General features: G+C 55.4%; 21 protein-coding genes. 11 read left to right on the forward strand and 10 right to left on the reverse strand.

Translation table 11 applies throughout. From position 1 onward, the window contains the following. Positions 1–67: 67 nt before the first annotated feature. Together AB3N39_RS07185 and AB3N39_RS07190 are read left to right on the forward strand one after the other, a co-directional pair. Complete coding sequence (locus AB3N39_RS07185) at positions 68–619, forward strand: YcbK family protein (RefSeq protein WP_032639289.1); 552 nt, start codon at positions 68–70, stop codon at positions 617–619. Between the two features lie 20 nt (positions 620–639). Then, positions 640–1287 (forward strand): MBL fold metallo-hydrolase, encoded by a 648-nt coding sequence (locus AB3N39_RS07190; RefSeq protein ID WP_008499950.1) that lies wholly within the window; start codon positions 640–642, stop codon positions 1285–1287. Positions 1288–1335: 48 nt separating this feature from the next. Here the strand turns inward: AB3N39_RS07190 and aspC are convergent, their stop codons facing one another. The 4 genes from aspC to pncB all read right to left on the reverse strand — a co-directional run bounded on the left by aspC (position 1336) and on the right by pncB (position 7189). After that, entirely contained in the window at positions 1336–2526 is a 1191-nt protein-coding gene (gene aspC, locus AB3N39_RS07195) for an aspartate transaminase (RefSeq protein ID WP_033145106.1), read from the reverse strand. Between the two features lie 184 nt (positions 2527–2710). After that, on the reverse strand, positions 2711–3814 hold the full coding sequence (locus tag AB3N39_RS07200) for a porin (protein WP_047651295.1): 1104 nt from the start codon (positions 3812–3814) through the stop codon (positions 2711–2713). Between the two features lie 606 nt (positions 3815–4420). Next, positions 4421–5821: an asparagine--tRNA ligase gene (gene asnS, locus AB3N39_RS07205; protein WP_111964555.1), complete on the reverse strand. Its 1401-nt coding sequence runs from the start codon at positions 5819–5821 to the stop codon at positions 4421–4423. A gap of 165 nt (positions 5822–5986) precedes the next feature. After that, positions 5987–7189: a nicotinate phosphoribosyltransferase gene (gene pncB, locus AB3N39_RS07210; RefSeq protein ID WP_133294106.1), complete on the reverse strand. Its 1203-nt coding sequence runs from the start codon at positions 7187–7189 to the stop codon at positions 5987–5989. Between the two features lie 254 nt (positions 7190–7443). Between pncB and pepN the strand changes: the two genes are divergently transcribed. Beyond that, the gene (pepN, locus tag AB3N39_RS07215) at positions 7444–10056 is read left to right on the forward strand and encodes an aminopeptidase N (RefSeq protein WP_115874643.1); all 2613 of its coding nucleotides are present in this window, start codon (positions 7444–7446) and stop codon (positions 10054–10056) included. Between the two features lie 50 nt (positions 10057–10106). Here the strand turns inward: pepN and ssuB are convergent, their stop codons facing one another. From ssuB to ssuE, 5 genes are read right to left on the reverse strand one after another with little or no spacing between them, the layout of a single operon-like run. Continuing rightward, complete coding sequence (gene ssuB / locus AB3N39_RS07220; RefSeq protein WP_133294108.1) at positions 10107–10877, reverse strand: aliphatic sulfonates ABC transporter ATP-binding protein; 771 nt, start codon at positions 10875–10877, stop codon at positions 10107–10109. Further along, positions 10874–11665 carry an aliphatic sulfonate ABC transporter permease SsuC gene (gene ssuC / locus AB3N39_RS07225; protein ID WP_115874645.1) on the reverse strand — a complete coding sequence of 264 codons (792 nt, stop codon included), beginning with the start codon at positions 11663–11665 and terminating at the stop codon, positions 10874–10876. The genes ssuB and ssuC overlap by 4 nt, the downstream gene beginning before the upstream one ends. Before the next feature lie 9 nt (positions 11666–11674). Continuing rightward, the gene (gene ssuD, locus AB3N39_RS07230) at positions 11675–12820 is read right to left on the reverse strand and encodes an FMNH2-dependent alkanesulfonate monooxygenase (RefSeq protein WP_133294109.1); all 1146 of its coding nucleotides are present in this window, start codon (positions 12818–12820) and stop codon (positions 11675–11677) included. Next, positions 12817–13779: a sulfonate ABC transporter substrate-binding protein gene (locus tag AB3N39_RS07235; RefSeq protein WP_252092708.1), complete on the reverse strand. Its 963-nt coding sequence runs from the start codon at positions 13777–13779 to the stop codon at positions 12817–12819. Before AB3N39_RS07235 ends, ssuD begins: the two co-directional genes overlap by 4 nt. After that, the gene (gene ssuE / locus AB3N39_RS07240) at positions 13772–14347 is read right to left on the reverse strand and encodes an NADPH-dependent FMN reductase (RefSeq protein WP_008499940.1); all 576 of its coding nucleotides are present in this window, start codon (positions 14345–14347) and stop codon (positions 13772–13774) included. The genes AB3N39_RS07235 and ssuE overlap by 8 nt, the downstream gene beginning before the upstream one ends. 248 nt (positions 14348–14595) lie before the next feature. Here ssuE and pyrD point away from each other — a divergent pair, with 248 nt between their 5' ends. Both pyrD and zapC read left to right on the forward strand, forming a co-directional pair. After that, positions 14596–15606 carry a quinone-dependent dihydroorotate dehydrogenase gene (pyrD, locus tag AB3N39_RS07245; protein ID WP_111964548.1) on the forward strand — a complete coding sequence of 337 codons (1011 nt, stop codon included), beginning with the start codon at positions 14596–14598 and terminating at the stop codon, positions 15604–15606. Between the two features lie 165 nt (positions 15607–15771). Then, positions 15772–16314: a cell division protein ZapC gene (gene zapC, locus AB3N39_RS07250; RefSeq protein ID WP_032651189.1), complete on the forward strand. Its 543-nt coding sequence runs from the start codon at positions 15772–15774 to the stop codon at positions 16312–16314. On the opposite strand, the gene AB3N39_RS07255 is transcribed toward zapC, so the two are convergent. After that, positions 16311–17420 carry a YcbX family protein gene (locus AB3N39_RS07255; protein WP_252092710.1) on the reverse strand — a complete coding sequence of 370 codons (1110 nt, stop codon included), beginning with the start codon at positions 17418–17420 and terminating at the stop codon, positions 16311–16313. The genes zapC and AB3N39_RS07255 overlap by 4 nt on opposite strands. A 98-nt stretch (positions 17421–17518) precedes the next feature. Between AB3N39_RS07255 and rlmKL the strand changes: the two genes are divergently transcribed. The 6 genes from rlmKL (at position 17519) to rmf (ending at position 25445) form a co-directional block, all read left to right on the forward strand. Next, positions 17519–19627 carry a bifunctional 23S rRNA (guanine(2069)-N(7))-methyltransferase RlmK/23S rRNA (guanine(2445)-N(2))-methyltransferase RlmL gene (gene rlmKL, locus AB3N39_RS07260; RefSeq protein ID WP_021240859.1) on the forward strand — a complete coding sequence of 703 codons (2109 nt, stop codon included), beginning with the start codon at positions 17519–17521 and terminating at the stop codon, positions 19625–19627. 12 nt (positions 19628–19639) lie between these two features. Next, entirely contained in the window at positions 19640–21547 is a 1908-nt protein-coding gene (locus AB3N39_RS07265) for an ABC transporter ATP-binding protein (protein ID WP_133294113.1), read from the forward strand. A gap of 13 nt (positions 21548–21560) precedes the next feature. Then, positions 21561–22814 carry a membrane integrity-associated transporter subunit PqiA gene (gene pqiA, locus AB3N39_RS07270; RefSeq protein WP_023335152.1) on the forward strand — a complete coding sequence of 418 codons (1254 nt, stop codon included), beginning with the start codon at positions 21561–21563 and terminating at the stop codon, positions 22812–22814. A gap of 4 nt (positions 22815–22818) precedes the next feature. Then, positions 22819–24459, forward strand: a complete 1641-nt coding sequence (pqiB, locus tag AB3N39_RS07275; protein ID WP_111964544.1) for an intermembrane transport protein PqiB — start codon at positions 22819–22821, stop codon at positions 24457–24459. Beyond that, positions 24456–25022, forward strand: coding sequence for a membrane integrity-associated transporter subunit PqiC (pqiC, locus tag AB3N39_RS07280; RefSeq protein ID WP_008499932.1), 567 nt, complete (start codon positions 24456–24458; stop codon positions 25020–25022). The genes pqiB and pqiC overlap by 4 nt, the downstream gene beginning before the upstream one ends. Positions 25023–25277: 255 nt before the next feature. Further along, positions 25278–25445: a ribosome modulation factor gene (gene rmf, locus AB3N39_RS07285; protein ID WP_013097261.1), complete on the forward strand. Its 168-nt coding sequence runs from the start codon at positions 25278–25280 to the stop codon at positions 25443–25445. Positions 25446–25460: the final 15 nt, after the last annotated feature.

Below are 25460 nucleotides of genomic sequence, written 5' to 3' on the forward strand. Positions count from 1 at the left end.
TGCCAGTTAAGGTGCCCTTCGTGCGCTAAGCATATTACGATTTCTTTTACCTGTAGACCTGATTATCATGGACAAATTTGACGCTAATCGCCGCAAACTGCTGGCGTTAGGTGGTGTTGCGCTTGGCGCAGCGGCCATCTTGCCGACGCCAGCATTTGCCACCCTCTCGACACCTCGTCCGCGAGTTTTAACGCTCAACAACCTGCATACCGGTGAGTCGCTAAAAGCGGAGTTTTTCGATGGCAGAGGCTATATTCAGGATGAATTAGCAAGACTTAACCATTTTTTCCGTGATTTCCGCGCGAATAAAATAAAAGCCATCGATCCAGGACTGTTTGATCAGCTTTTCCGCCTTCAGGGCCTGCTGGGCACCAGCAAGCCGGTTCAGCTCATTTCTGGCTATCGCTCGATTGATACCAATAATGAACTTCGCGCCCACAGTCGCGGGGTAGCGAAAAAAAGCTATCACACGAAGGGACAGGCAATGGATTTCCATATTGAAGGCGTTTCGTTAGCCAATATTCGCAAAGCTGCGTTATCTATGCGCGCAGGTGGTGTAGGATATTACCCCAGCAGCAACTTTGTGCATATTGATACCGGTCCGGTTCGGCACTGGTAATAACGAAACACAGGAGCAGTATGAACTATCGTATTATTCCGGTTACCGCGTTCTCCCAGAATTGTTCTCTCATCTGGTGCGAACAGACTAAACTGGCCGCGCTTGTCGATCCCGGCGGTGACGCTGAGAAGATCAAGCAGGAAGTCGCCGACAGCGGCGTGACGCTCATGCAGATTTTACTGACGCATGGTCACCTCGACCATGTGGGTGCAGCGGCTGAACTGGCTGAACACTACGGCGTGCCGATAGTCGGTCCGGAAAAAGAAGATGAGTTCTGGCTGCAGGGGTTACCCGCCCAAAGCCGCATGTTTGGCCTGGATGAGTGTCAACCACTGACGCCCGATCGCTGGCTGAACGAAGGAGAGCGCGTTAGCATAGGGAATGTGACTTTACAGGTGTTGCATTGTCCTGGGCATACGCCGGGCCATATCGTCTTCTTTGATGACCAGTCCCGTCTGCTGATTTCCGGCGATGTGATTTTCAAAGGTGGCGTAGGACGCAGCGATTTTCCGCGCGGTGACCACGGTCAACTGATTCAGTCGATTAAACAGAAGTTATTGCCGCTTGGTGATGATGTAACGTTTATCCCTGGACACGGTCCGATGTCGACGCTGGGCTATGAACGGCTCCATAACCCGTTCCTTCAGGATGAAATGCCTGTCTGGTAACCCGAATAAAAAAAGCCTGCGTAACGCAGGCTTTTTTATGGGCGCAAATTACAGTACGGCGACAATCGCTTCGCACAGTGGCGCCATGTTGTCAGGCGTCATGCCTGCAACGTTCACGCGGCCAGAGGCCACGGCGTACACGCCAAACTCTTCACGCAGACGCAGAACCTGCTCTTTGGTCAGGCCGCTGAATGAGAACATACCGTTCTGTTTGATGATAAAGCTGAAGTCGCGATCCGCGCCTTTCTCAGCCAGGGTGTTCACAAACAGCAGGCGCATGCGCTGGATGCGCTGACGCATATCGTTCAGCTCTTGTTCCCAGATAGCGCGCAGCGCATCGTTGCTCAGGATAGTCGCAACAACAGACGCACCGTGTGCCGGTGGGTTAGAGTAGTTAGCGCGGATAACCGATTTCATCTGGCTGAACGCACGATCGACGGTCTCTTCGTTAGCGGCAACCAGCGTACAGGCACCCACGCGCTCATTGTACAGACCGAAGTTCTTGGAGTAGGAGCTTGCGACAATCAGCTCCTGGTGCACGGCTGCGAACGCGCGCAGGCCTTCGGCATCTTCTTCCAGGCCACGGGCGAAGCCCTGGTAGGCAAAATCAAACAGCGGCAGCCAGCCTTTCTCTACGGACAGCTTCGCCAGGTGTTGCCACTGCTCAAGCGTCGGGTCGATACCGGTTGGGTTGTGGCAGCAGCCGTGGAACAGCACCACGTCACCTGCCTGCGCCTCGCTCAGGCTCGCCAGCAGGCCGTCAAAGTCGAGAGAGTGGTTTGCCGCGTCGTAGTAGGCGTATTCACGCACTTCCAGACCCGCAGAGTTAAACACGCTCTTGTGGTTAGGCCAGCTTGGGTTGCTTACCCAAACGCGCTTAACAGAGGTGTTTTTCGCAAGGAAATCCGCCGCCACGCGCAGCGCACCGGTACCGCCTGGGGTCTGTGCTGTGCGGGCACGTTTGTCACTCACAATTGCACTGCCTTTACCGAACAGCAGCTCCTGGGTGCAGCGACCAAATTCAGGGATACCATCAATACCGAGGTAGTTTTTGGTGGTTTCGTTTTCCAGCAGATACTGCTCAGCTTTCTTAACGCTGGTCAGTACCGGAGTTTTGCCGGTTTCATCTTTATATACACCAATACCCAGGTTGATTTTGCCAGGGCGGTCGTCGGCACGAAACAGATCGGCCAGGCCCAGAATCGGGTCGGCAGGAGCGGCGGTAATGTTCTCAAACATGACGAAGTTCCATTGTGATTACAGAAGTGAAATCCGCTATCAGGTTAACGGTAGATTTACAAAATGCCAACCGTTTGCGACGAAAAGCGTGCGGCTTTTCAAAAGTCGCCATTATTTTCTGTCAGGCATAAAAAAACAGGGCCGAAGCCCTGTTCATTAAGCATATAACAAAGTGGTGTACTGATTAGAACTGGTAGGTTACGCCAACGGTAGCCTGGTTGTCAGAGCCAACCCAGCTGGTGGACGCATCTTTGTCGTCCAGCAGGTTGAAGCGGTAGTCACCGTACACGTTGAAGTTCTTGTTGAAGTAGTAAGTCGCACCAGTGGTGATGTATTTCGCCAGGTCACGGTCGCCGATGCCGTTCAGGTCTTTACCTTTGGACTGAACGTAAGAAACGGAAGGACGCAGGCCGAAGTCGAACTGGTACTGAGCGATAACTTCGAAGTTCTGAGTCTTGTTAGCAATGTTATAAACATTACCATCATCATTCGGAACATAGTTTTCGCCGCTGTTACCCAGGCGGCTCATGTTGCGAGTCTCTGCATAAACGGTCGCGAGGTAGATGTTGTTTGCGTCGTATTTCGCGCCAACAGCCCAGGATTCAGCTTTATCGCCTTTACCATCTTTTTTCTGCTCAAGCGTACGGTTAGCGGTGCTGTAGGCACCGATCAGACCGAAGCCTTCACCGAACTCGTAACCCAGTGACAGGCCAACGCCGTCGCCGTTTGCTTCATTCAGGTTTTTACGATCGTTTTTACCCTGGTATTGAACGCCAAAGTTCAGACCATCAACCAGACCGAAGAAGTTGTTGTTACGGTAGGTCAGCAGTCCAGTAGAACGGCTGGTCATGTAGTTATCAACATAACCGCCACCCCAGGTTTCGCCAGAGAAGGATGGAGCCATATCGGTGTAGGATTCTACGTCATACACGATACCGTAGTTACGACCGTAGTCCAGAGAACCCGCGTCAGCGATTTTCAGGCCAGCGAAAGCCAGACGAGTTACGTTAGTCTGGTCACCTTCAGCTGCACCGGCGCGTGCACGGTATTCCCACTGGCCGTAACCGGTCAGCTGATCATTAATCTGAGTTTCGCCTTTGAAGCCGATCTGGCCATAAGAAGAGTCAGCGTTTTTGTGTACGCCAGAAGTGGTGAAGCCGTGTTCACCCACAACTTTACCGTAGAAGTCCAGCTTGTTGCCGTTCTTGTTATAGATTTCTGCAGCGTTAGCTGCACCGGCTACCAGCAGGGCAGGGATTACCACTGCCAGAATATTGCGCTTCATCATTATTTATTACCCTCATTGGTTTTTTTATGACACTCGCCACTGCCGTCAATAAATTCTGTCAATAAATATTTCCGGAACTATTGATGAGAGTTAGGTGTCTTTATGTATCTGACAGGCATCTTTCCATTCGCCGAAGCGTTTCGCTAGCCTGAAAGTGCTACAATTCTCAAGATTGAGTAACAGAAAGAAAATATGTGTAACTAAATATTTATTTTTGGGAACTTTGTGAACCACCTCAAACTTCAGAGTGCCCTGGCGAATTAAACAACAGAGCATATCCTATATATATGAATTCCTTATGATTAATTTGGATAAAGGCAATTCATATAAACAGACGCTAAACGACCCGTTTTTTCTTATGACTCCTGAAAGCCTTCTGGATGGCTGTGAAAATGGTTGAAATTTGTGCTATTGCCCGATGGTGAAATAATCGCAATAAGAATAGGGTTTATTTTTTGTGGCTGGATGTTTCGCGGAAACAAAACGTAACAGGTAGTGGTTGTGACGGGGCGAAGGTTTAAAGACGCTGACTTTAAGCTGACGAAAACTGACAATACAGAATAAAATAATGGCCAGCATCTGCTGGCCATTTTAGTCTTTTAGCGATTAGAAGCTGGCGTTACGTGGAGTACGTGGGAACGGAATCACGTCGCGTACGTTCTGAACACCGGTCACGTAGGCAATCAGACGCTCGAAGCCCAGACCAAAACCGGCGTGCGGTACGGTACCGTAACGGCGTAGATCGCGGTACCAGCTGTAATCAGCTGGGTTGAGCCCCATCTCTTCCATACGCGCGTCCAGCACGTCAAGACGCTCTTCACGCTGAGAGCCACCGATGATTTCACCAATGCCCGGCGCCAGGACGTCCATCGCTGCCACGGTTTTACCGTCTTCGTTAAGGCGCATATAGAAGGCCTTAATGTCTTTCGGGTAGTTTTTAACGACAACCGGCGCTTTGAAATGCTTCTCGGCCAGATAGCGCTCGTGCTCAGACGCCAGGTCTACGCCCCAGTAAACCGGGTTCTCGAACTTCTCACCGCATTTCTCGAGGATCGCCACCGCGTCGGTGTAGTCCACCTGCGCAAAGTCGGCTGAGACAAAACGCTCCAGACGCGCTACTGCATCGCTGTCTACGCGTTCTGCAAAGAATTTCATGTCGTCAGGACGCTCTTCCAGCACCGCTTTGAAGACGTACTTGAGCATCGCTTCCGCCAGGCCCGCAACATCGTCCAGGTCGGCGAACGCCACTTCCGGCTCCAGCATCCAGAATTCCGCCAGGTGACGGCTGGTGTTGGAGTTTTCTGCGCGGAAGGTAGGGCCGAAGGTGTAGATCTTAGACAGCGCACAGGCGTACGTTTCGCCGTTGAGCTGACCGGAAACGGTCAGGAAGGCCTCTTTACCAAAGAAGTCTTTGTCATAGTCCACTTTACCTTCCGGCGTGCGCGGCAGGTTTTCGAGATCCAGCGTTGAGACACGGAACATCTCACCGGCACCTTCTGTGTCGGACGCGGTAATCAGCGGGGTCGACACCCAGAAGTAACCCTGTTCATCGAAGAAACGATGCAGCGCCTGCGCCAGCGTATGACGCACGCGCGCCACCGCACCAATCAGGTTGGTACGCGGACGCAGGTGGGCCACTTCACGCAGATATTCGATGCTGTGACGTTTAGCCGCCATCGGATAGGTATCCGGATCTTCAACCCAGCCGGTGACTTCAATGGCAGAAGCCTGAATTTCGAAGCTCTGGCCCTGACCCGGTGATGCTACAACCACGCCGGTGACAATAACGGAACAGCCCGTTGTCAGGTGCAGAACGTCATCATTGTAATTGGGCAGAGAATTATTAATGACGGCCTGTACAGGATCAAAGCAGGAACCGTCATAGACGGCGAGGAAGGAGATGCCAGCTTTAGAATCTCGGCGGGTACGCACCCATCCGCGCACGGTGACTTCCTGGTCAACGGCGACACGGCCCTGGAGTACGTCGGCTACAGGCACAACGCTCATAATATTCTCTCTGTTAATAGTCGGAAAAAATAAACACTTGTCCACCCTTATGGGGGGATATCTATGTTACCTGCCATCCGCTATCAGACAAGTAAATTTCGCAGTCAAAAGAGAAGAATTGAGAAATAAATAAGGGAAGGGAGCCATAAAGGCTCCCATAAGCGCTTAACTGGCTTTTTTAATCAAGGGGAGATCGAACGCTTTGCGCAATGCGCGGACAAACGCTTTGTCATGGCAGATGGTTTTACCCGGACTGTCGGAGAGTTTCGCCACCGGCTTGCCGTTACATTCCACCAGCTTTATCACGATATTCAGAGGTTTTACCTGAGGAATGTCGCAGGTCAACCGGGTACCAATCCCGAAACTCAGGTTCACTCTGGTGTTGAAATGACGATAGAGTTCGACCGCTTTCGCCAGGTCGAGATTATCCGAGAAGACGAGCACTTTGCTCATCGGGTCAATGCCAAGTTTCTCGTAATGGGCAATCGCTTTCTCGCCCCACTCGATCGGATCCCCTGAATCGTGGCGTAACCCCTGATATCGCTCTGCAAATTCAGGTCCAAAGTCGCGAAGGAAGGCATCCATCGTAATGCAGTCGGTGAGGGCGATCCCGAGTTGATTCGGGTACTCCTCAAGCCATGCGGCCAGCGCCGCGCGCTGGCTGTTGGCCAGGTCAGGGCTGATCTGCTGATGCGCCTGGAACCACTCGTGCGCCTGGGTACCCATTGGCGTCAGGTTGAGGCGACGGGCCAGATCGTAGTTACTGGTGCCCACGAACCACGGCTCCTGCTGCAGACGTTTAACGATGGCCTCCTGTACGTCGCGCGAAAAACGGCGCCGCGTACCAAAGTCCATCAGGCGGAAGCGGGACATGTCCAGCCCTGCGGTCAGCGTGGAGAAGGCTGCGAGTTTGTTTTCCAGCGCGGCGACCGCCTGCTCGACGCCTTTTTCCGGCGAACGGTAGCGGTGAGCCAGTTCACTGATCACCGCCAGAAGCGGCACTTCCCACATGATCACTTCCCGCCACGGACCTTCAAGGCGAATATCCAGCTTGCCGTTATCGTTAAGCACGGTGACCTGCTCCGGCTTATAGCGGAAATCGCGCAGCCAGTTCAGGTAGTCGGCTTTGAAGAAAGGCAGGCCAGAAAGCCACTGATATTCCTCGTCCTGCAGCGTCAGATGCTGCATAGCATCGACCTGTTCACGAATGGCGTCTGCGTAGATACCGAGCAAGTCGTCGCCACGACAGCGGAATTCCGCCGCGACGTGAACGTCATAGTAGTGGTGGAAAACGGCTTGCTGCATATGCAGTTTATACGCGTCGGTATCCAGCAACGTATGCAGAACTGGAGAAGCGAATTGAGTCATAGGTGCGCAGTAGCATCCTCTCACAGGAGCGTTTAGTACAATAAACAACTCCGGAGTATACCTTGTTTAGTGATTTATTGAACCCCGATCACAACATAAGCGCGTTTTATGGTCGAGGGCATTTTGTGCCCCGTGTTATACAAATGTAGCAAAAAAAGGTTTTGCCCCTGAAAAGATGAACATTCTGCATAGCGCGATTTGCGCAACAGGAATATATTGAAACGTTACTCGACAAACGATGCATAAGGTTTTCTATGACACAACAGCCACAAGCCAAATACCGCCACGACTACCGTGCGCCGGATTACCTGATTAGCGAAATCGATCTGACTTTTGACCTGGATGCCACAAAAACCGTTGTCACGGCGGTGAGTCAAGTGACGCGCCACAGCGCAACCGCCGTTCCGCTGCGTCTGGATGGCGAAGACCTGACGCTGGTCTCCCTGCATATCAATGATGAAGCCTGGTCGGACTATAAAGAAGAAAACAACCAACTGGTCATCGACAACCTGCCGGAACAGTTTACGCTGCGCATCGTGAATGAAATCAGCCCGGCCGCCAATACCGCGCTGGAAGGGCTTTACCAGTCTGGCGTGGCGCTGTGTACCCAGTGTGAAGCGGAAGGGTTCCGCCACATTACCTGGTATCTCGATCGCCCGGACGTCCTGGCGCGCTTCACCACCAAAATCATCGCCGATAAAACCCTGTATCCCTTCCTGCTCTCCAACGGCAACCGCGTAGGTGAAGGCGAGCTGGAGAATGGCCGTCACTGGGTTCAGTGGCAGGATCCGTTCCCGAAACCGTGCTACCTGTTTGCGCTGGTGGCGGGGGACTTCGACGTGCTGCGTGACACCTTCAAAACGCGCTCAGGCCGCGAGGTGGCGCTGGAGCTGTTCGTAGACCGCGGTAACCTTGACCGCGCGCCGTGGGCGATGACCTCGCTCATCAACTCCATGAAGTGGGACGAAGAGCGCTTCGGCCTCGAATATGACCTCGACATCTATATGATCGTCGCCGTTGATTTCTTCAACATGGGCGCAATGGAGAATAAAGGCCTCAACGTCTTTAACTCCAAATACGTGCTGGCGCGCACCGATACCGCTACCGATAAAGATTATCTCGATATCGAACGCGTCATCGGCCACGAATATTTCCACAACTGGACCGGTAACCGCGTCACCTGTCGCGACTGGTTCCAGCTGAGCCTGAAAGAGGGCCTGACCGTCTTCCGCGATCAGGAGTTCAGCTCCGATCTGGGTTCACGCGCGGTGAACCGCATCAACAACGTGCGTACCATGCGCGGCCTGCAGTTTGCGGAAGATGCCAGCCCAATGGCGCACCCGATCCGCCCGGATAAAGTCATCGAAATGAACAACTTCTATACCCTGACGGTGTACGAGAAGGGTGCAGAAATTATCCGCATGATCCACACCCTGCTGGGTGAAGAGAACTTCCAGAAAGGGATGCAGCTCTACTTCGAGCGTCATGACGGCAGCGCGGCCACCTGCGACGATTTCGTGCAGGCGATGGAAGATGCCTCTAATGTCGATCTTTCCCACTTCCGCCGCTGGTACAGCCAGGCCGGTACGCCAATTGTTACCGTCAAAGACGACTACAATCCGGAAACCGAGCAGTACACGCTGACCATCAGTCAGCGCACGCCGCCGACGGCAGAGCAGGAAGAGAAATACCCGCTGCATATTCCGTTCAGCATTGAGCTGTACGATAACGAAGGCAAAGTCATCCCACTGCAGAAGGGCGGCCACCCGGTACACCACGTATTGAACGTGACCCAGGCCGAGCAGACCTTTATCTTTGATAACGTCTACTTCCAGCCGGTGCCTGCTCTGCTCTGCGAATTCTCCGCGCCGGTGAAGCTGGAGTACAAGTGGAGCGATCAGCAGCTGACGTTCCTGATGCGTCACGCGCGCAACGATTTCTCCCGCTGGGATGCGGCGCAAAGCCTGCTGGCGACCTACATCAAGATCAACGTAAACCGTCACCAGCAGGGCCAGCCGCTGTCGCTGCCTGTGCACGTGGCTGACGCGTTCCGCGCGATCCTGCTGGATGAGAAGATTGACCCGGCGCTCGCCGCTGAAATTCTGACCCTGCCGTCAGCAACGGAAATCGCCGAGTTGTTCGAGATTATCGATCCGATCGCGATCGTGGCGGTGCGTGAAGCGCTGACCCGTACGCTGGCTGCTGAACTGGCGGACGAGTTCCTCGCCATTTATAACGCCAACAAGCTTGACGCTTATCGCGTTGAGCACGCGGACATTGGTAAACGTTCTCTGCGTAATACCTGTCTGCGCTACCTGGCGTTTGGTGAAACCGAGCTGGCGAACACCCTTGTGAGCAAGCAGTATCATGAAGCGGATAACATGACCGACGCGCTGGCCGCGCTGGGTGCAAGCGTTGCCGCTGAGCTGCCGTGCCGCGACGCGCTGATGCAGGAGTACGACGACAAGTGGCATCAGGATGGCCTGGTGATGGACAAGTGGTTCATCCTGCAGGCGACCAGCCCGGCGGCCGATGCGCTCAGCAACGTGCGCAGCCTTCTGAAGCATCGTTCCTTTACACTGAGCAACCCAAACCGCGTGCGTTCGCTGATTGGCGCGTTTGCAAGCAGCAACCCGGCCGCGTTCCACGCCGAAGACGGCAGCGGTTATCAGTTCATGGTGGAAATGCTGACCGAGCTGAACAGCCGTAACCCGCAGGTGGCGTCGCGCCTGATTGAGCCGCTGATCCGTCTGAAACGCTACGATGCGAAGCGTCAGGCGAAAATGCGTGCCGCGCTTGAGCAGCTGAAAGGGCTGGAAAACCTGTCTGGCGATCTGTACGAGAAGATTGCTAAAGCCTTAGCGTAATAAAAGTTAACCCGGCCCTCTCCCTGTGGGAGAGGGCCGGGGTGAGGGCATCAGGCATTAGCCTTAGCTCGCTGTAACTCCGTACCTCCACGCTTCATCACCCGATCCAGCACTTCCGCTTCCAGCTCCGCCAGTCTTGCCGAGCCCACGCGACGAGGCCGCGGAAGATCTACCGTCAGATCCAGACCTATTTTGCCATCTTCTATTAACAGCACCCGGTCGGCCATTGCGACGGCTTCGCTCACGTCATGCGTCACCAGCAGTACCGTAAAGCCGTGTGCCTGCCAGAGAGATCCAATCAAATCCTGCATTTCGATTCGCGTCAGGGCGTCGAGCGCGCCCAGCGGTTCATCAAGCAACAGCAGGCCCGGACGGTGAATTAACGCGCGCGCCAGCGCCACGCGCTGCTTCTGCCCACCCGAAAGGGCTGCAGGCCATTCATCGGCTCGATTTTCCAGCCCAACGGCGGCCAGCGCCTGGCGGGCTTCATCCCGCCAGTTGCCCTTAAGACCGAGCCCGACATTATCGATAACCGATTTCCACGGCAGCAGGCGCGCGTCCTGGAACATCATGCGGGTATCGTCCTGGATATTCGAAAGCGGCGTTGTCCCTGCCAGAATATCGCCGCCGTTGGGGGCTTCCAGTCCGGCCAGAAGCCGTAGCAGGGTACTCTTTCCGCCGCCGCTGCGCCCGACAACTGCCACAAACTGTCCGGCGGGAATATGCAGATCCAGCCCGTTAAGAATGGTGTTATCGCCGTAGCGTTTGGTGACGCCGTTCAGCAGTAGCGGTGTCCCCTGATTCAGTCGTGCAGTATTCATGCTTTCGCCTCCTGAAGGGTATAGGCCGGGTTCCAGCGCAGCCAGCTGCGCTCCAGCCACTGGGCGCTAACGTCAGCGAGTTTGCCGAGCAGGGCATAAAGGATAATGGCAACCACCACCACGTCCGTTTGCAGGAATTCGCGGGCGTTCATCGCCAGGTAGCCAATCCCGGAGTTGGCCGAGATGGTTTCCGCCACAATCAGCGTTAGCCACATCAGGCCGAGCGCGAAACGCACCCCGACCATAATGGAGGGCAGGGCGCCCGGCAGGATCACGTGAATAAACAGGGAAAAACCGGACAAGCCGTAGCTGCGTGCCATCTCGACCAGACCGCGATCGATATTGCGGATGCCGTGCCAGGTGTTGATGTAAATGGGGAAAAGCGTGCCCAGCGCCACGAGGAAAATCTTGGCGCTCTCATCAATCCCAAACCACAGGATGACCAGCGGGATCAGCGCCAGATGCGGCACGTTGCGCAGCATCTGGATGGAGGTATCCAGCAGCCGCTCGCCCCAGCGTGAAAGACCGCTGATCAGGCCCAGAACCAGACCGATGCTGCCGCCGATGGAAAACCCGATCGCCGCGCGCCAGGAGCTGATCGCCAGGTGCTGCCACAGCTCACCGCTGACGCTCAGCGACCAGAACGCTTCTACAACACCCTCCGGAGAGGGCAGAATGCGGCTCGACAGCCAGCCGGTGGACGACGCGAGCTGCCAGAGAGCCACAATGCCGACGGGTAAAAACCACGGCGCGGCGCGCAGCAGCCATTTTTGTGAGGTGGCAGACATGGTCGCTCCTTAGCTCTGTGCGGCTTTACGTGGAATGAATTCGTTCGCCACGGCTTCGCCCTGCAGCTGGAGCTGCTGCGGCTGCGGAATTTCCGGAATGGCGACATCCAGGTGCGGGAATAACAGCTCGCCCACCTTGTAGGCCTCTTCCAGGTGCGGATAACCGGAGAGAATGAAGCTGTCGATACCCAGCTCGGCGTATTCGTTGATGCGCGCGGCCACGGTCGGTCCGTCGCCGACCAGCGCCGTGCCCGCACCGCCGCGCACCAGACCAACGCCCGCCCACAGGTTCGGGCTGATCTCCAGATTCTCGCGCTTGCCGTTGTGCAGGGATGCCATCCGGTGCTGCCCGACGGAGTCGGTTTTGGCAAATGCGGCCTGGGCTCTGGCGATCGTTTCATCATCCAGATGCGAGATCAGGCGGTCCGCCGCCTGCCAGGCTTCTTCACTGGTTTCGCGCACAATCACATGCAGGCGAATGCCGAAGCGCACCTTGCGGCCATGGGCGGCCGCCTTAGCGCGGACCTGGGCAATTTTTTCTTTCACCAGCGCAGGCGGTTCGCCCCAGGTCAGATAGAGATCGACCTGCTCTGCCGCCAGATCCTGAGCCACATCCGACGATCCGCCAAAATAGAGCGGCGGGCGCGGCTGCTGCACCGGCGGGAAGTAGAGTTTCGCGTCACGAACGTGGATATGCTTGCCTTTGAAGGTAACGGTTTCACCTTCCAGCAGGCGTCGCCAGACGCGGGTGAACTCGGCGGAAGCTTCATAGCGTTCGGTATGGTCAAGGAACACCCCATCGCCTGCCAGCTCCTGCGGATCGCTGCCCGTCACCAGGTTAAACAGGGCGCGGCCGTTGGATAGTCTGTCCAGCGTTGCCGCCTGACGTGCCGCCACGGTAGGGGAGACGACGCTAGGACGTAACGCAACCAGGAACTTCAGACGCTGGGTGACCGGAATCATTGATGCGGCGACCAGCCAGGCATCTTCACATGAACGTCCGGTCGGGATGAGCACCCCAGTGAAACCGATTCGGTCCGCCGCCTGCGCAATCTGCTGCAGGTAGCCGTGGTCAACCGGGCGCGAGCCCTCTTCTGTACCAAGATAGTGTCCATCACCGTGGGTGGGTAAAAACCAGAAAAGATTCAGACTCATGATTTAGCTCCTTCTTTGCCTGCAGGCTGCCAGATGCGTTCGCGAATAGTGACCTGTTTTGGCACGAGGTGGTTTTGATAGAAAAGGTCAGCCGTTTGTTGCTGAAGTGCGGCGACGTGTGCGTCCACCGGGGTAATGGTGGTCGGCGGACGGTGGTTGAGATAGCTCGCGATCACCGGCTCAGGTAAGCCCATGGTTTTCGCCAGCAGGGAAATGCTCTCCTGACGCTGGGTCTGGGTCAGGGCATCGGCCTGGGTAAAGGTATCCAGCACGCCCTGAATAAATGCGCCGTTCTTTTCCGCATAAGGACGCGCGGCCAGATAGAACGAGCCGGTCTGCTTCAGCGTGGTACCGTCTTTCAGCACGCGAACGCCGCCCTGCAGCAATGCGGCGGAGTAGTACGGGTCCCAGATGGCCCAGGCATCAACGTTCTTCTGCTGGAACGCGGCGCGCGCGTCAGCGGGAGTCAGGTAGACGGGCTGAATGTCGGTGAACTTGAGTCCGGCCTCTTGCAGAGCTCGCAGCAAAAGGTTGTGTGAGCTGGAACCTTTCTGGAAAGCAACTTTATGTCCTCTAAGGTCGGCGACGCTTTTAATGTCGCTGTTTTCAGGCACCAGGATCACCTCGGCCTTCGGCTTGGGCGGCTCAACGCCTACATAGACGAGGTCCGCTCCCGCGGCCTGTGCGAAGATCGGCGGAATATCGCCCGTGCTGCCAAGATCGATACTGCCCACGTTAAGGGCCTCCAGCATCTGCGGGCCGGCAGGGAACTCCACCCAGGAGAATTTGGTGTCCGGGAAGTGTTTTTCCAGAAGCTGGTGGCTTTTCGCCAGCACCATGCTGACGCTGCCTTTCTGATACCCGATGCGTAAACTTTCCGGAGCCGTTTCTGCGGCATGGGCCAGCGAGGTAAGGGCCATCAGACCTGCCAGACCGATACGGGTGAACGTTTTAAACATGTGCGACTCCTTGAGGCTGACCAAACGCCGGGGCCTGGATATCTCTGCGGTGAAGGGCATGCCAGAACGTCTCCAGGGCGTTATCGAGGCGGGTTTGCAGGTTGGGCGTAAAGTGTGGTTTGTGTTGATAATCGATAACCTGGGAGTCATCGGCGAAAACGCCGTGGAGGATCTCCTGCGCTTTCAGCGCGTTCAGTACCGGCTTCAGGGCGTAATCCACGGCCAGTAAATGGGCAACCGTACCGCCCGTTGCCAGCGGCAGTACGACTTTGCCGTCCAGGGCGCGTTCCGGAAGCAGATCGAGCAGGGTTTTCAGCGCGCCGGAAAAAGAGGCTTTATAAATGGGCGTTGCCACTATTAAGCCGTCAGCGCCGTTAAGCTGCTCAATGAGGGTTTTCAGCGCGGGGCTGTCGAAACGGGCGTAGAGCAAATCTTCAGGTTCGAAGTTATGCAGGTTCCAGTGGCACACTTCCACATCCAGAGCATTCAGTTTTTCACGGGCATATTCCAGCAGGGCGCTGGAGCGCGACGGGAATCGTGGACTTCCGGCCAGGGTAATGACGCGCATACTTCCTCCTTATAACTAATTGTTTGCTTTTATCTAACATTCATAACAATTTTCAGGAGTGTGACACCGCACGGTTATTCCACTAAATGATTTATCTGCAATTAAAATGCGAAAAAGTGCATAAGAAATAGACGGGAAGGTAAACGATTGCGTTTTGCGCTGATTTTTTGCCGCAGGTCAATTCCCTTTCGCGCCTGGATCGCCCATAATCCCCTCCCGGTTTGCACACCGGGAATCCAGGAGAGTTCATGTACTACCCCTTCGTTCGTAAAGCCCTTTTCCAGCTCGACCCTGAGCGCGCTCATGAATTTACATTCCAGCAATTACGTCGTATTACCGGAACGCCGCTGGCCGCTCTGGTACGTCAGAATGTGCCGGTAAAACCTGTGCAGTGCATGGGGCTGACCTTTAAAAATCCGCTGGGTCTGGCGGCCGGTCTGGACAAAAATGGCGAGTGCATTGATGCCCTGGGCGCGATGGGCTTTGGCTCCATTGAAATCGGTACCGTCACCCCGCGCCCGCAGCCGGGAAATGACAAGCCGCGCCTGTTCCGACTGGTGGAAGCCGAAGGGCTGATCAACCGCATGGGCTTTAATAACCTCGGTGTTGATCACCTGGTTGAGAATGTAAAAAAAGCCCATTTTGACGGGATATTAGGCATCAATATCGGCAAAAATAAAGACACGCCGGTAGAGCAGGGTAAAGATGACTATCTGATTTGTATGGAAAAAGTCTACGCCTATGCCGGTTATATTGCGGTGAATATTTCTTCACCCAATACCCCAGGGCTGCGCTCTTTACAATATGGCGAAGCGCTGGACGATCTTCTGAGTGCCATTAAAAATAAGCAAAATGAACTTCAGTCGATCCACCATAAATATGTTCCGGTCGCGGTTAAGATCGCCCCGGATCTTTCTCCCGAAGAATTGATCCAGGTTGCCGACAGTTTGGTTCGCCATAATATTGATGGTGTGATTGCAACCAATACCACCCTCGATCGTTCCCTCGTGCAGGGAATGAAAAACTGTGACGAAGCGGGTGGGTTAAGTGGCCGTCCGGTACAATTAAAAAGCACCGAAATTATTCGCGCCCTGTCTGCGGAATTAAAAGGTCGTCTGCCGATTATTGGCGTCGGCGGCATTGACTCCGTGATTGCTGCGCGCGAGAAAATGGCGGCGGGTGCGTCGCTGGTGCAGATCTATTCCGGCTTTATATTTAAAGGACCGCCGCTGATTAAAGAAATCGTTACTCATATCTAATCTTTTCTCTTAATCAGACAACCAGGGCTTTATTTCCAGCCCTGGTTGTTTTATATTCCGTCACTGTTGCTTATTTAGTCATTATAGTCTTTTATTAATGGTGTTATAAACGAGGCGGCAAACAGGACATTTTTAGTACAGGACGTTTGGGGACGGGAGAGACACATGCGAATTAAACCTGACGATAACTGGCGCTGGTATTTTTGCGACGAGCATGACCGAATGATGCTCGACTTAGCCAATGGCATGTTGTTTCGTTCTCGTTTTGCCCGCCGAATGTTAACCCCGGATGCGTTTTCCCCGTCGGGCTTTTGCGTTGACGATGCTGCGCTTTATTTCTCCTTTGAGGAAAAATGCCGCGATCTGGTGCTCTCTAAAGAGCAGCGCGCCGAGCTGGTATTAAATGCGCTGGTGGCTATCCGTTTCCTGAAACCGCAAATGCCAAAGAGCTGGCATTTCCTGCCCCACGGCATGAACTGGACCCCGGCAACGGGCGATGCGGCGAGCGTAAATCTGAGTGATACCGCAGAAGAGGTGAGCCTGCTGGTGGTTGAGCCTGGCGAAAATGCTGCACTCTGTCTGCTGGCGCAGCCCGGCGTAACGATTGCCGGGCGGACGATGCAGCTTGGGGATGCGATTAAGGTCATGAACGACAGGCTGAAGCCCCAGCTTCGCGTGGATGCCTTCAGCCTCGAGCAGGCGGTTTAAGCTTCCAGCTGTACGGACGTTTTCGGGACGCAGCTACAGCACAGAATTGTGCCGTCACTTCCAATTGCTGATTTTTTCAGCGCACTGACCTCTCCATCCACCAGCCTGATTCGGCAGCATCCGCAAATTCCGGCGCGACAGGAATAGGGGATGCGGATCCCTGCTTGTTCCAGCTGTTCAAGCAAAACCTGCTGGTTATTACCTCGGATCACGTTGCCCTGCCAGTGAATCTCTACCGCAGCGGCGACGTTTGTCTCAACGTCGACAAACTCCTCTTCCTGACCCGAGCCGTAAACCCTTGCTGGCCCACGGGCGAGCACTTCTACCTCATCACCGACGCGGATCGCGCCGCTGGAGCGCGGGATCAGGTTCTGGCCGAAATCGACATCGCCGTTGTCCTGCGCGGTGCGGAATGACTGCAATGTCTTCAACGGTTCGCCGGAAGGGTGCTTCTGGCCTTTCTCTGGGCTAACCGTCGTGAAAATGCAGCGGCTGCACGGCTTCACCACGTCAAAAATGACGCTGCCAATGCGGATCACTTTCCAGGTGTCTTCATCCCAGGCGTCGGCACCCGTCACTACCAGGTTCGGACGGAACTGTTCCATCTTAACGCTGGCTTTGCAGCGGCCTTGCAAATCACGCAGTGAAGCTTCGTTAGTCAGCAGGAACGGGAAGCCATCGGCGAAGGAGAGGGGAACGGCGTCGTGGCGCTTCACGCGACGCGTCAGTTCAGGCCCAACCCAGCGCAGCTGCACGTCGCGGGAGAAGAAGCCGCTCAGCCAGCGGTTGATCTCATCCGGGGCGATGCGCGCGGTAAAATGATTGCCCCACACTTCCGTCGGCGCATCGACGGGCGCAAAATCAGCAAAGCGAATCACCGCGCTGGAACCGTCCGGCGCGGTAAGGTGCAAACCGTCATGAAGCGGGGAAGGGGTAAAGCGAACCATCTGAGGGAACTGGCGTGCGGTAATGAACGTTCCGTCAGGCTCGGTGACCATAAAAATACGATCGAAGGCAAATCCGCTCATATCGGCCAGCGCGTGAGAGACGCCGATGCCGCGCATGGATTTCACCGGATGAATAAAAAGCCTGGATAACGTCGCCACTGCACACTCCCTCGAATGAAAATAAGCCTTCAACTTTATGACATACACGCCATATTAGCTATAATGCGCGACAATTTTCTAAGAGTAAAAGTGACGATATGAATTCTCTGTTTGCCAGTACGGCCCGTGGGCTGGAAGAGCTGTTAAAAACTGAACTGGAAAGCCTGGGCGCGCAAGAGTGCCAGGTGGTTCAGGGTGGTGTCCATTTTGAGGGCGACACGCGGCTTATTTACCAGAGCCTGATGTGGAGCCGCCTGGCGTCGCGCATCATGCTGCCGATGAAGGAGTGCAAGGTCTATAGCGACCTTGATCTCTATACCGGCGTACAGATGATCGACTGGACAGAGATCTTCACCCCGAATGCTACCTTTGCGGTACATTTCAACGGCGTGAACGACGAGATCCGCAACAGCCAGTACGGTGCCCTGCGCGTAAAAGACGCCATTGTGGACTGCTTTACCCGTAAAAATAAGGAACGTCCTAACGTCGATCGTGAAAACCCCGATCTGCGTATTAACGTCTGGCTGAACGGCGACACGGCGAGTATCTCCCTCGATCTGAGCGGCGCGGGCCTGCACCTGCGCGGCTACCGCGATCGTACCGGTATGGCACCCATCAAAGAGACCCTGGCGGCCGCGATTGTGATGCGCTCCGGCTGGCAGCCGGGCACGCCGCTGCTCGATCCGATGTGCGGTTCCGGTACGTTGCTGATTGAAGCGGCCATGCTGGCCACCGACCGCGCGCCGGGACTGCACCGCGGCCAGTGGGGCTTCAAAGGCTGGGCGCAGCACGATGAAGCGCTCTGGAAAGAGGTCAAAGACGACGCGCAGACCCGCGCACGTAAGGGGCTGGCGGAATATACCTCTCATTTCTACGGCTCCGATAGCGACCCGCGCGTCATTGAGCGCGCGCGCAGCAACGCCCGCCGTGCCGGTATCGGCGAGCTGGTCACCTTCGAAGTAAAAGACGTGGCAAACCTGACCAACCCGCTGCCAAAAGGCCCGTACGGTACCGTGATCAGCAACCCGCCATATGGCGAACGTCTCGATAGTGAACCGGCGCTGATTGCCCTGCACAGCCTGCTGGGCCGTAATATGAAGGACCACTTCGGCGGCTGGAACCTGTCTCTGTTTAGCGCCTCGCCGGAGCTGCTGAGCTGCCTGCAGCTGCGTGCCGATCGCCAGTTTAAGGCGAAAAACGGCCCGCTGGACTGCGTGCAGAAAAACTACCATCTGGCGGAGAAGGCGGCCGACAGCAAGCCGTCCGGCGTGGCGGAAGATTACGCTAACCGTCTGCGCAAGAATCTGAAGAAATTTGAGAAGTGGGCGAAGCAGGAGGGCATTGAATGCTACCGCCTGTATGATGCCGACCTGCCGGAGTACAACGTGGCGGTTGACCGCTACGCGGACTGGGTGGTGATTCAGGAATATGCGCCGCCGAAAACCATTGATGCGCAAAAAGCGCGTCAGCGCATGCTGGACGTCATTGCCGCCACCATCGCCGTGCTGGGTATTGCGCCAAACAAGCTGGTGCTGAAAACGCGTGAACGTCAGAAAGGCAAAAACCAGTATCAGAAGATGGGCGAGAAGGGCGACTTTATCGAAGTGGGCGAATACAACGCGCGCCTGTGGGTCAACCTGACCGACTATCTGGATACCGGTCTGTTCCTCGATCACCGTATCGCCCGCCGCATGCTGGGCCAGATGAGTAAAGGCAAGGACTTCCTGAATCTCTTCTCCTACACCGGCAGCGCCAGCGTGCATGCCGGTCTGGGCGGCGCGCGCAGCACTACCACGGTAGATATGTCCCGCACCTATCTGGAGTGGGCGGAGCGCAACCTGCGCCTTAACGGCTTAACCGGACGTCAGCATCGCCTGATGCAGGCCGACGTGCTGGGCTGGCTGCGCGATACCGATGAGCAGTTCGACCTGATCTTTATCGATCCTCCGACCTTCTCCAACTCCAAGCGTATGGAAGATAGCTTTGACGTTCAACGCGATCACCTGCGCCTGATGACCGACCTGAAGCGCCTGCTGCGCAAAGGCGGCACCATTATGTTCTCGAACAACAAACGCGGCTTCCGTATGGATCATGACGGCTTAGCAGCCCTGGGACTGAAAGCACAAGAAATCAGCCAAAAAACGCTGTCTCAGGACTTTGCCCGTAACCGTCAAATCCATAACTGCTGGTTGATTACCGCGGTCTGAAAGGAAAAATAAATGTCTTTAATTAGTATGCACGGCGCGTGGCTCTCTTTCAGCGACTCACCGCTTCTCGATAATGCAGAGCTGCACATCGAAGATAACGAGCGCGTCTGTCTGGTGGGCCGTAACGGCGCGGGTAAATCCACGCTGATGAAAATCCTTAACCGTGAACAGGGCCTGGATGACGGACGCATTGTTTACGAACAGGATCTGATCGTCTCCCGCCTCCAGCAGGACCCGCCGCGTCACGTGACCGGCAGCGTTTACGATTTCGTTGCGGAAGGGATCTCCGAACAGGCCGAATACCTGAAGCGCTATCACGAGATTTCGCATCTGGTGATGACCGATCCGAGCGACAAAAACCTCAACGAACTTGCAAAAGTGCAGGAGATGCTCGATCACCACGGTCTGTGGCAGCTTGAAAACCGTATTAATGAAGTGCTGGCACAGCTCGGTCTGGAACCCGATATGGAGCTGTCGGCGCTCTCCGGCGGCTGGCTGCGTAAGGCGGCCCTGGGCCGCGCGCTTGTTAGCGGGCCGAAGGTGCTGCTGCTGGACGAACCGACTAACCACCTGGATATCGAAGCGATCGACTGGCTGGAAGGCTTCCTGAAAACCTTCAGCGGCACCATTATTTTCATCTCACACGACCGTTCGTTTATCCGCAATATGGCGACGCGTATTGTCGATCTCGACCGCGGCAAGCTGGTCACCTATCCCGGCGATTACGACACCTATCTGCTGGAGAAAGAAGAAAACCTGCGCGTGGAAGAGCTGCAGAATGCCGAGTTCGACCGCAAGCTGGCGCAGGAAGAGGTCTGGATCCGCCAGGGCATCAAAGCCCGCCGTACCCGTAACGAAGGCCGCGTGCGCGCCCTGAAGGCGATGCGTCGCGAGCGCAGCGAACGTCGCGAAGTGATGGGCAGCGCCAAAATGCAGGTGGAAGAGGCGTCCCGCTCCGGCAAGATTGTCTTCGAAATGGAAAACGTCAACTACCAGGTTGACGGTAAAGTGCTGGTGAAAGACTTCTCCGCACAGGTCCAGCGCGGCGACAAAATCGCCCTGATTGGCCCGAACGGCTGCGGTAAAACCACGCTGCTGAAGCTGATGCTGGGCCAGCTGCAGGCCGACAGCGGCCGCATTCACTGCGGGACCAAGCTGGAGGTCGCCTACTTCGACCAGCACCGCGCGGAGCTGGATCCGGACCGTACGGTGATGGATAACCTCGCTGAAGGTAAGCAGGAGGTGATGGTAAACGGCAAGCCGCGCCACGTGCTGGGCTACCTGCAGGACTTCCTGTTCCATCCGAAGCGCGCCATGACGCCGGTGCGCGCGCTGTCAGGCGGTGAGCGCAACCGTCTTCTGCTGGCGCGCCTGTTCCTGAAGCCAAGTAACTTGTTGATTCTCGATGAACCAACGAACGACCTTGATGTCGAAACGCTGGAACTACTCGAAGAGCTGATCGACGGCTATCAGGGTACCGTGATGCTGGTTAGCCACGATCGTCAGTTCGTTGACAACACCGTGACCGAGTGCTGGATCTTCGAAGGTGAAGGGCGAATTGGTCAATACGTAGGCGGTTATCACGACGCAAAAGGGCAGCAGGCACAGTCGCTGGCGACGAAGCAGTCAAAGTCCAAAATTGGTCCTGAAGCTACTGTAACAAAAGCAGAAACTGTCAAGAAAACCTCGGCTAAACTAAGCTATAACCTGCAGCGCGAACTGGAGGGACTGCCGCAGCGTCTTGAAGAGCTGGAGGCCGCGCTTGAGGATCTGCAAAAACAGGTTACTGATGCGTCATTCTTTACCCAATCGCATGACTATACTCAGAAAGTACTATCAGAACTGTCCGCGGCTGAAAAAGCCCTGGAAGAAGCATTTGAGCGCTGGGAGTACCTTGAGTCTCTGAAAAACGGCGCATAAACAGGGATAACATATGTGTGACCAGCACCATGCCGACAGGCATATTTTATGCTCGCAATGCGATATGCTCGTGGCGTTGCCAGAGCTTGGTCACGGACATAAAGCCCTGTGTCCACGTTGCGGTGCGACGTTGACAACCGAGTGGGACGCGCCGCGGCAGCGTCCCACTGCTTACGCTCTTGCAGCACTTTTTATGCTGCTGCTCTCCAATCTCTTCCCCTTCATCTATATGAAGGTGGGTGGGATAACCAGCCAGGTGGATTTGCTTGAGATCCCGGGCGTGATGTTCTCAGAAGATTACGCCAGCCTCGGCACCTTTTTTCTCCTGTTTGTCCAGATAGTCCCGGCTTTTTGCCTGGTCGTAATCCTTTTGCTGGTCAACCGCGTCAGGATGCCCGCATCACTGAAAATCCGACTTGCGCGTATCCTTTTTCAGCTCAAAAGCTGGGGCATGGCCGAGATCTTTCTGGCGGGCATTCTGGTCAGTTTCGTGAAGCTGATGGCGTACGGCGACGTGGGGATCGGCAGCAGCTTTATTCCCTGGTGTCTGTACTGCGTCCTCCAGCTGCGTGCATTCCAGTGCGTTGACAGGCGCTGGGCGTGGGATGATATCGCCCCGGCACCGACGCTTGCGCAGACGGTAAAGGTCGGCGTACCCGGAATTCGTCAGGGGCTGCGTTCCTGCCCATGCTGTACCGCCGTGCTGCCCGCCGATCTCGACGTTTGTCCGCGCTGCGAAACGAAAGGGCACGTGCGGCGTAAAAATAGTCTTCAGTGGACGATGGCGCTGCTGGTCACGTCCATCATGCTGTATCTGCCTGCCAATATTCTGCCAATCATGATCACCGATTTGCTCGGTGACAAAATGCCCTCGACGATCCTGGCCGGGGTGATACTGCTTTGGGGCGAGGGTTCCTATCCGGTCGCTGGCGTTATCTTTATCGCCAGTATTATGGTGCCAACCTTAAAAATGATCGCCATCGCCTGGCTCTGTTGGGATGCGAAGGGCCATGGAAAACGCGACAGCGAACGTATGCACCTGATTTATGAAGTGGTCGAGTTTGTTGGACGCTGGTCAATGATAGACGTGTTTGTCATCGCCGTTCTCTCTGCGCTGGTGCGGATGGGCGGTTTGATGAGTATTTATCCCGCGATGGGGGCTTTAATGTTTGCACTGGTCGTGATCATGACCATGTTTGCGGCCATGACCTTCGACCCTCGTTTATCGTGGGATCGTGAGCCTGAATCAAGCCATGAGGAAGAGTAAGAGCATGGAAAATAAGAGTGGAGAGGCGAAAGTGCAGAAGGTCAAAAACTGGTCACCGGTGTGGATTTTTCCCATCGTGACCGCGCTGATCGGTGCATGGATCCTGTTTTATCATTACAGCCATCAGGGACCGGAAGTCACGCTGATAACCACCAATGCCGAGGGGATTGAGGGCGGTAAAACGACCATCAAAAGCCGTAGCGTGGATGTGGGCGTGGTCGAAAGCGCAACCCTGACCGACGATTTAACCCATGTGGAGATTAAGGCGCGCCTTAATGCCGGCATGGAGAAATTGTTGCATGGCGATTCCGTTTTCTGGGTCGTTAAACCGCAGGTGGGGCGTGAAGGGATCAGCGGCTTAGGAACGCTGCTTTCGGGCGCCTACATAGAGCTGCAGCCCGGCGCTAAGGGTAACCAGCCTGCCAAATACCAGCTTCTGGATTCACCGCCGCTTGCGCCGCCTGATGCCAAGGGCATCCGCGTGATCCTCGACAGCAAAAAAGCAGGTCAGCTCACGGCCGGCGACCCGGTCCTGTTCCGCGGCTACCGCGTCGGGTCAGTTGAGAAAAGCACGTTCGATCCGCAGAAACGCGCAATTAGCTATCAGCTCTTCATTAATGCGCCAAACGATCGCCTGGTCACCAGCAACGTCCGTTTCTGGAAAGACAGCGGGATCGCGGTGGATCTGACCTCGGCAGGCATGCGCGTTGAAATGGGTTCGCTGACCACGCTGTTTGGCGGCGGCGTGAGTTTTGACGTGCCGGAAGGCCTGGATTTGGGGCAGCCGGTTGCAGAGAACACCGCTTTCCGCCTCTTTGACGATCAAAAAAGCATTCAGGATGCACTCTATACCGATCACGTTGACTTCCTGATGTTCTTCAAAGACTCCGTTCGCGGCCTGCAGCCGGGGGCGCCCGTTGAGTTCCGCGGTATTCGCCTCGGTACGGTTGGGCAAGTGCCGTTCTTCGTCCCGGGTCTGAGCCAGATGCTGGATGATGACTATCGCATTCCGGTGCTGATCCGCATTGAACCAGAGCGTCTGCTTAACCAGATTGGTGAAAATCAGGATATCGCTACCCATATCACCCAACTGATGGAACGCGGTCTTCGCGGATCGCTGAAAACCGGCAACCTGGTAACCGGCGCGCTGTATGTGGATATGGACTTCTACCCGAAAGCACCGCCGATTACCGGTATCCGTGAATTCGGCGGCTACAAGATCATCCCAACGGTGAGCAGCGGTCTGGCGCAGATCCAGCAGCGTCTGATGGAGACGCTGGACAAGATCAACAATCTGCCACTGAATCCGATGATTGAAGCGGCGACAAACTCGCTAAGCGAAAGCCAGGCAACGATGCGCCGTCTGCAAACCACGCTGGATAACATCAACAAGATCACGGCGAGCCAGAGCATGCAGCAGCTGCCGCAGGACATGCAGAAAACGCTGCGTGAGCTGAACCGCAGTATGCAGGGCTTCCAGCCGGGATCTGCGGCCTATAACAAGATGGTGGCAGATATGCAGCGTCTTGATCAGGTCCTGCGTGAACTGCAGCCGGTGCTGAAAACGCTCAACGAGAAGAGCAATGCGCTGGTGTTCGAAGCGAAAGATAAAAAGGATCCTGAGCCGAAGAGGGCAAAAGAATGAAAAAATGGCTATTGATGGTTGGCGCTCTGCTGTTAACGGCGTGCAGTTCAGGGGGAGATAATAAAAGTTATTATCAGCTGCCTGTGGCAACCCACAGCGGTGGGCAAAGCACGGCGAGTCAGGGAAACCGCCAGCTGTGGGTTGAGCAGGTCGCCGTGCCGGATTATCTGGCAGGAAACGGCGTGGTCTATCAGACCAGCGACGTTAAATACGTGATTGCGACCAACAACCTGTGGGCCAGCCCGCTGGATCAGCAGCTGCGCAACACGCTGGTGGCTAACCTGGGCAGCCAGCTTCCGGGCTGGGTAGTCGCGTCGCAGCCGCTGGGTAACGATCAGGATACGCTGAACGTCACAGTAACGGGCTTCCACGGCCGCTATGACGGTGCGGTGGTGATCAGCGGGGAGTGGTTGCTGAACCATCAGGGGCAGCTGATTAAGCGTCCTTTCCATCTGGAGCTGAAGCAGCAGAAGGATGGCTATGACGAAATGGTGAAAGTCCTGGCTCAGGGTTGGGCGCAGGAGTCGGCCAGTATCGCGAGGGAGATTTCCCGGCTGCCATAAGTAAAATTCATCATTAAAACCGCAGTTGGCCTGTCGCTGATTGCGGTTTTTTTTTCGTTTTCAACTCAGGTTGTTACTTGTGCCACGTCACAATTTTTGTACAAATGAACTTCCATGTAGCTCACAGATATGACACCCGTATGAATTTTGAACATTGACGATGCGACTAATTCGGGGTATTCGTTATCTGTGCCTGTGCAGATAGTGCAGACACTGTTTTCTTTCCACCAGACAAAAGAATGAGGGAAACGAGGCATGAAGAGACAGAAACGAGATCGCCTGGAACGGGCTCATCAACGTGGTTATCAGGCCGGCATCGCTGGACGTTCTAAAGAAATGTGTCCTTATCAGACGATAAATCAAAGGTCACAATGGCTTGGAGGCTGGCGAGAAGCCATCGGCGACAGGGCACTCATAGCCTGATAACGTCTCTTTCAA

Source organism: Enterobacter vonholyi (assembly GCF_040834095.1).
Taxonomy (GTDB): Bacteria; Pseudomonadota; Gammaproteobacteria; order Enterobacterales; family Enterobacteriaceae; genus Enterobacter; species Enterobacter vonholyi.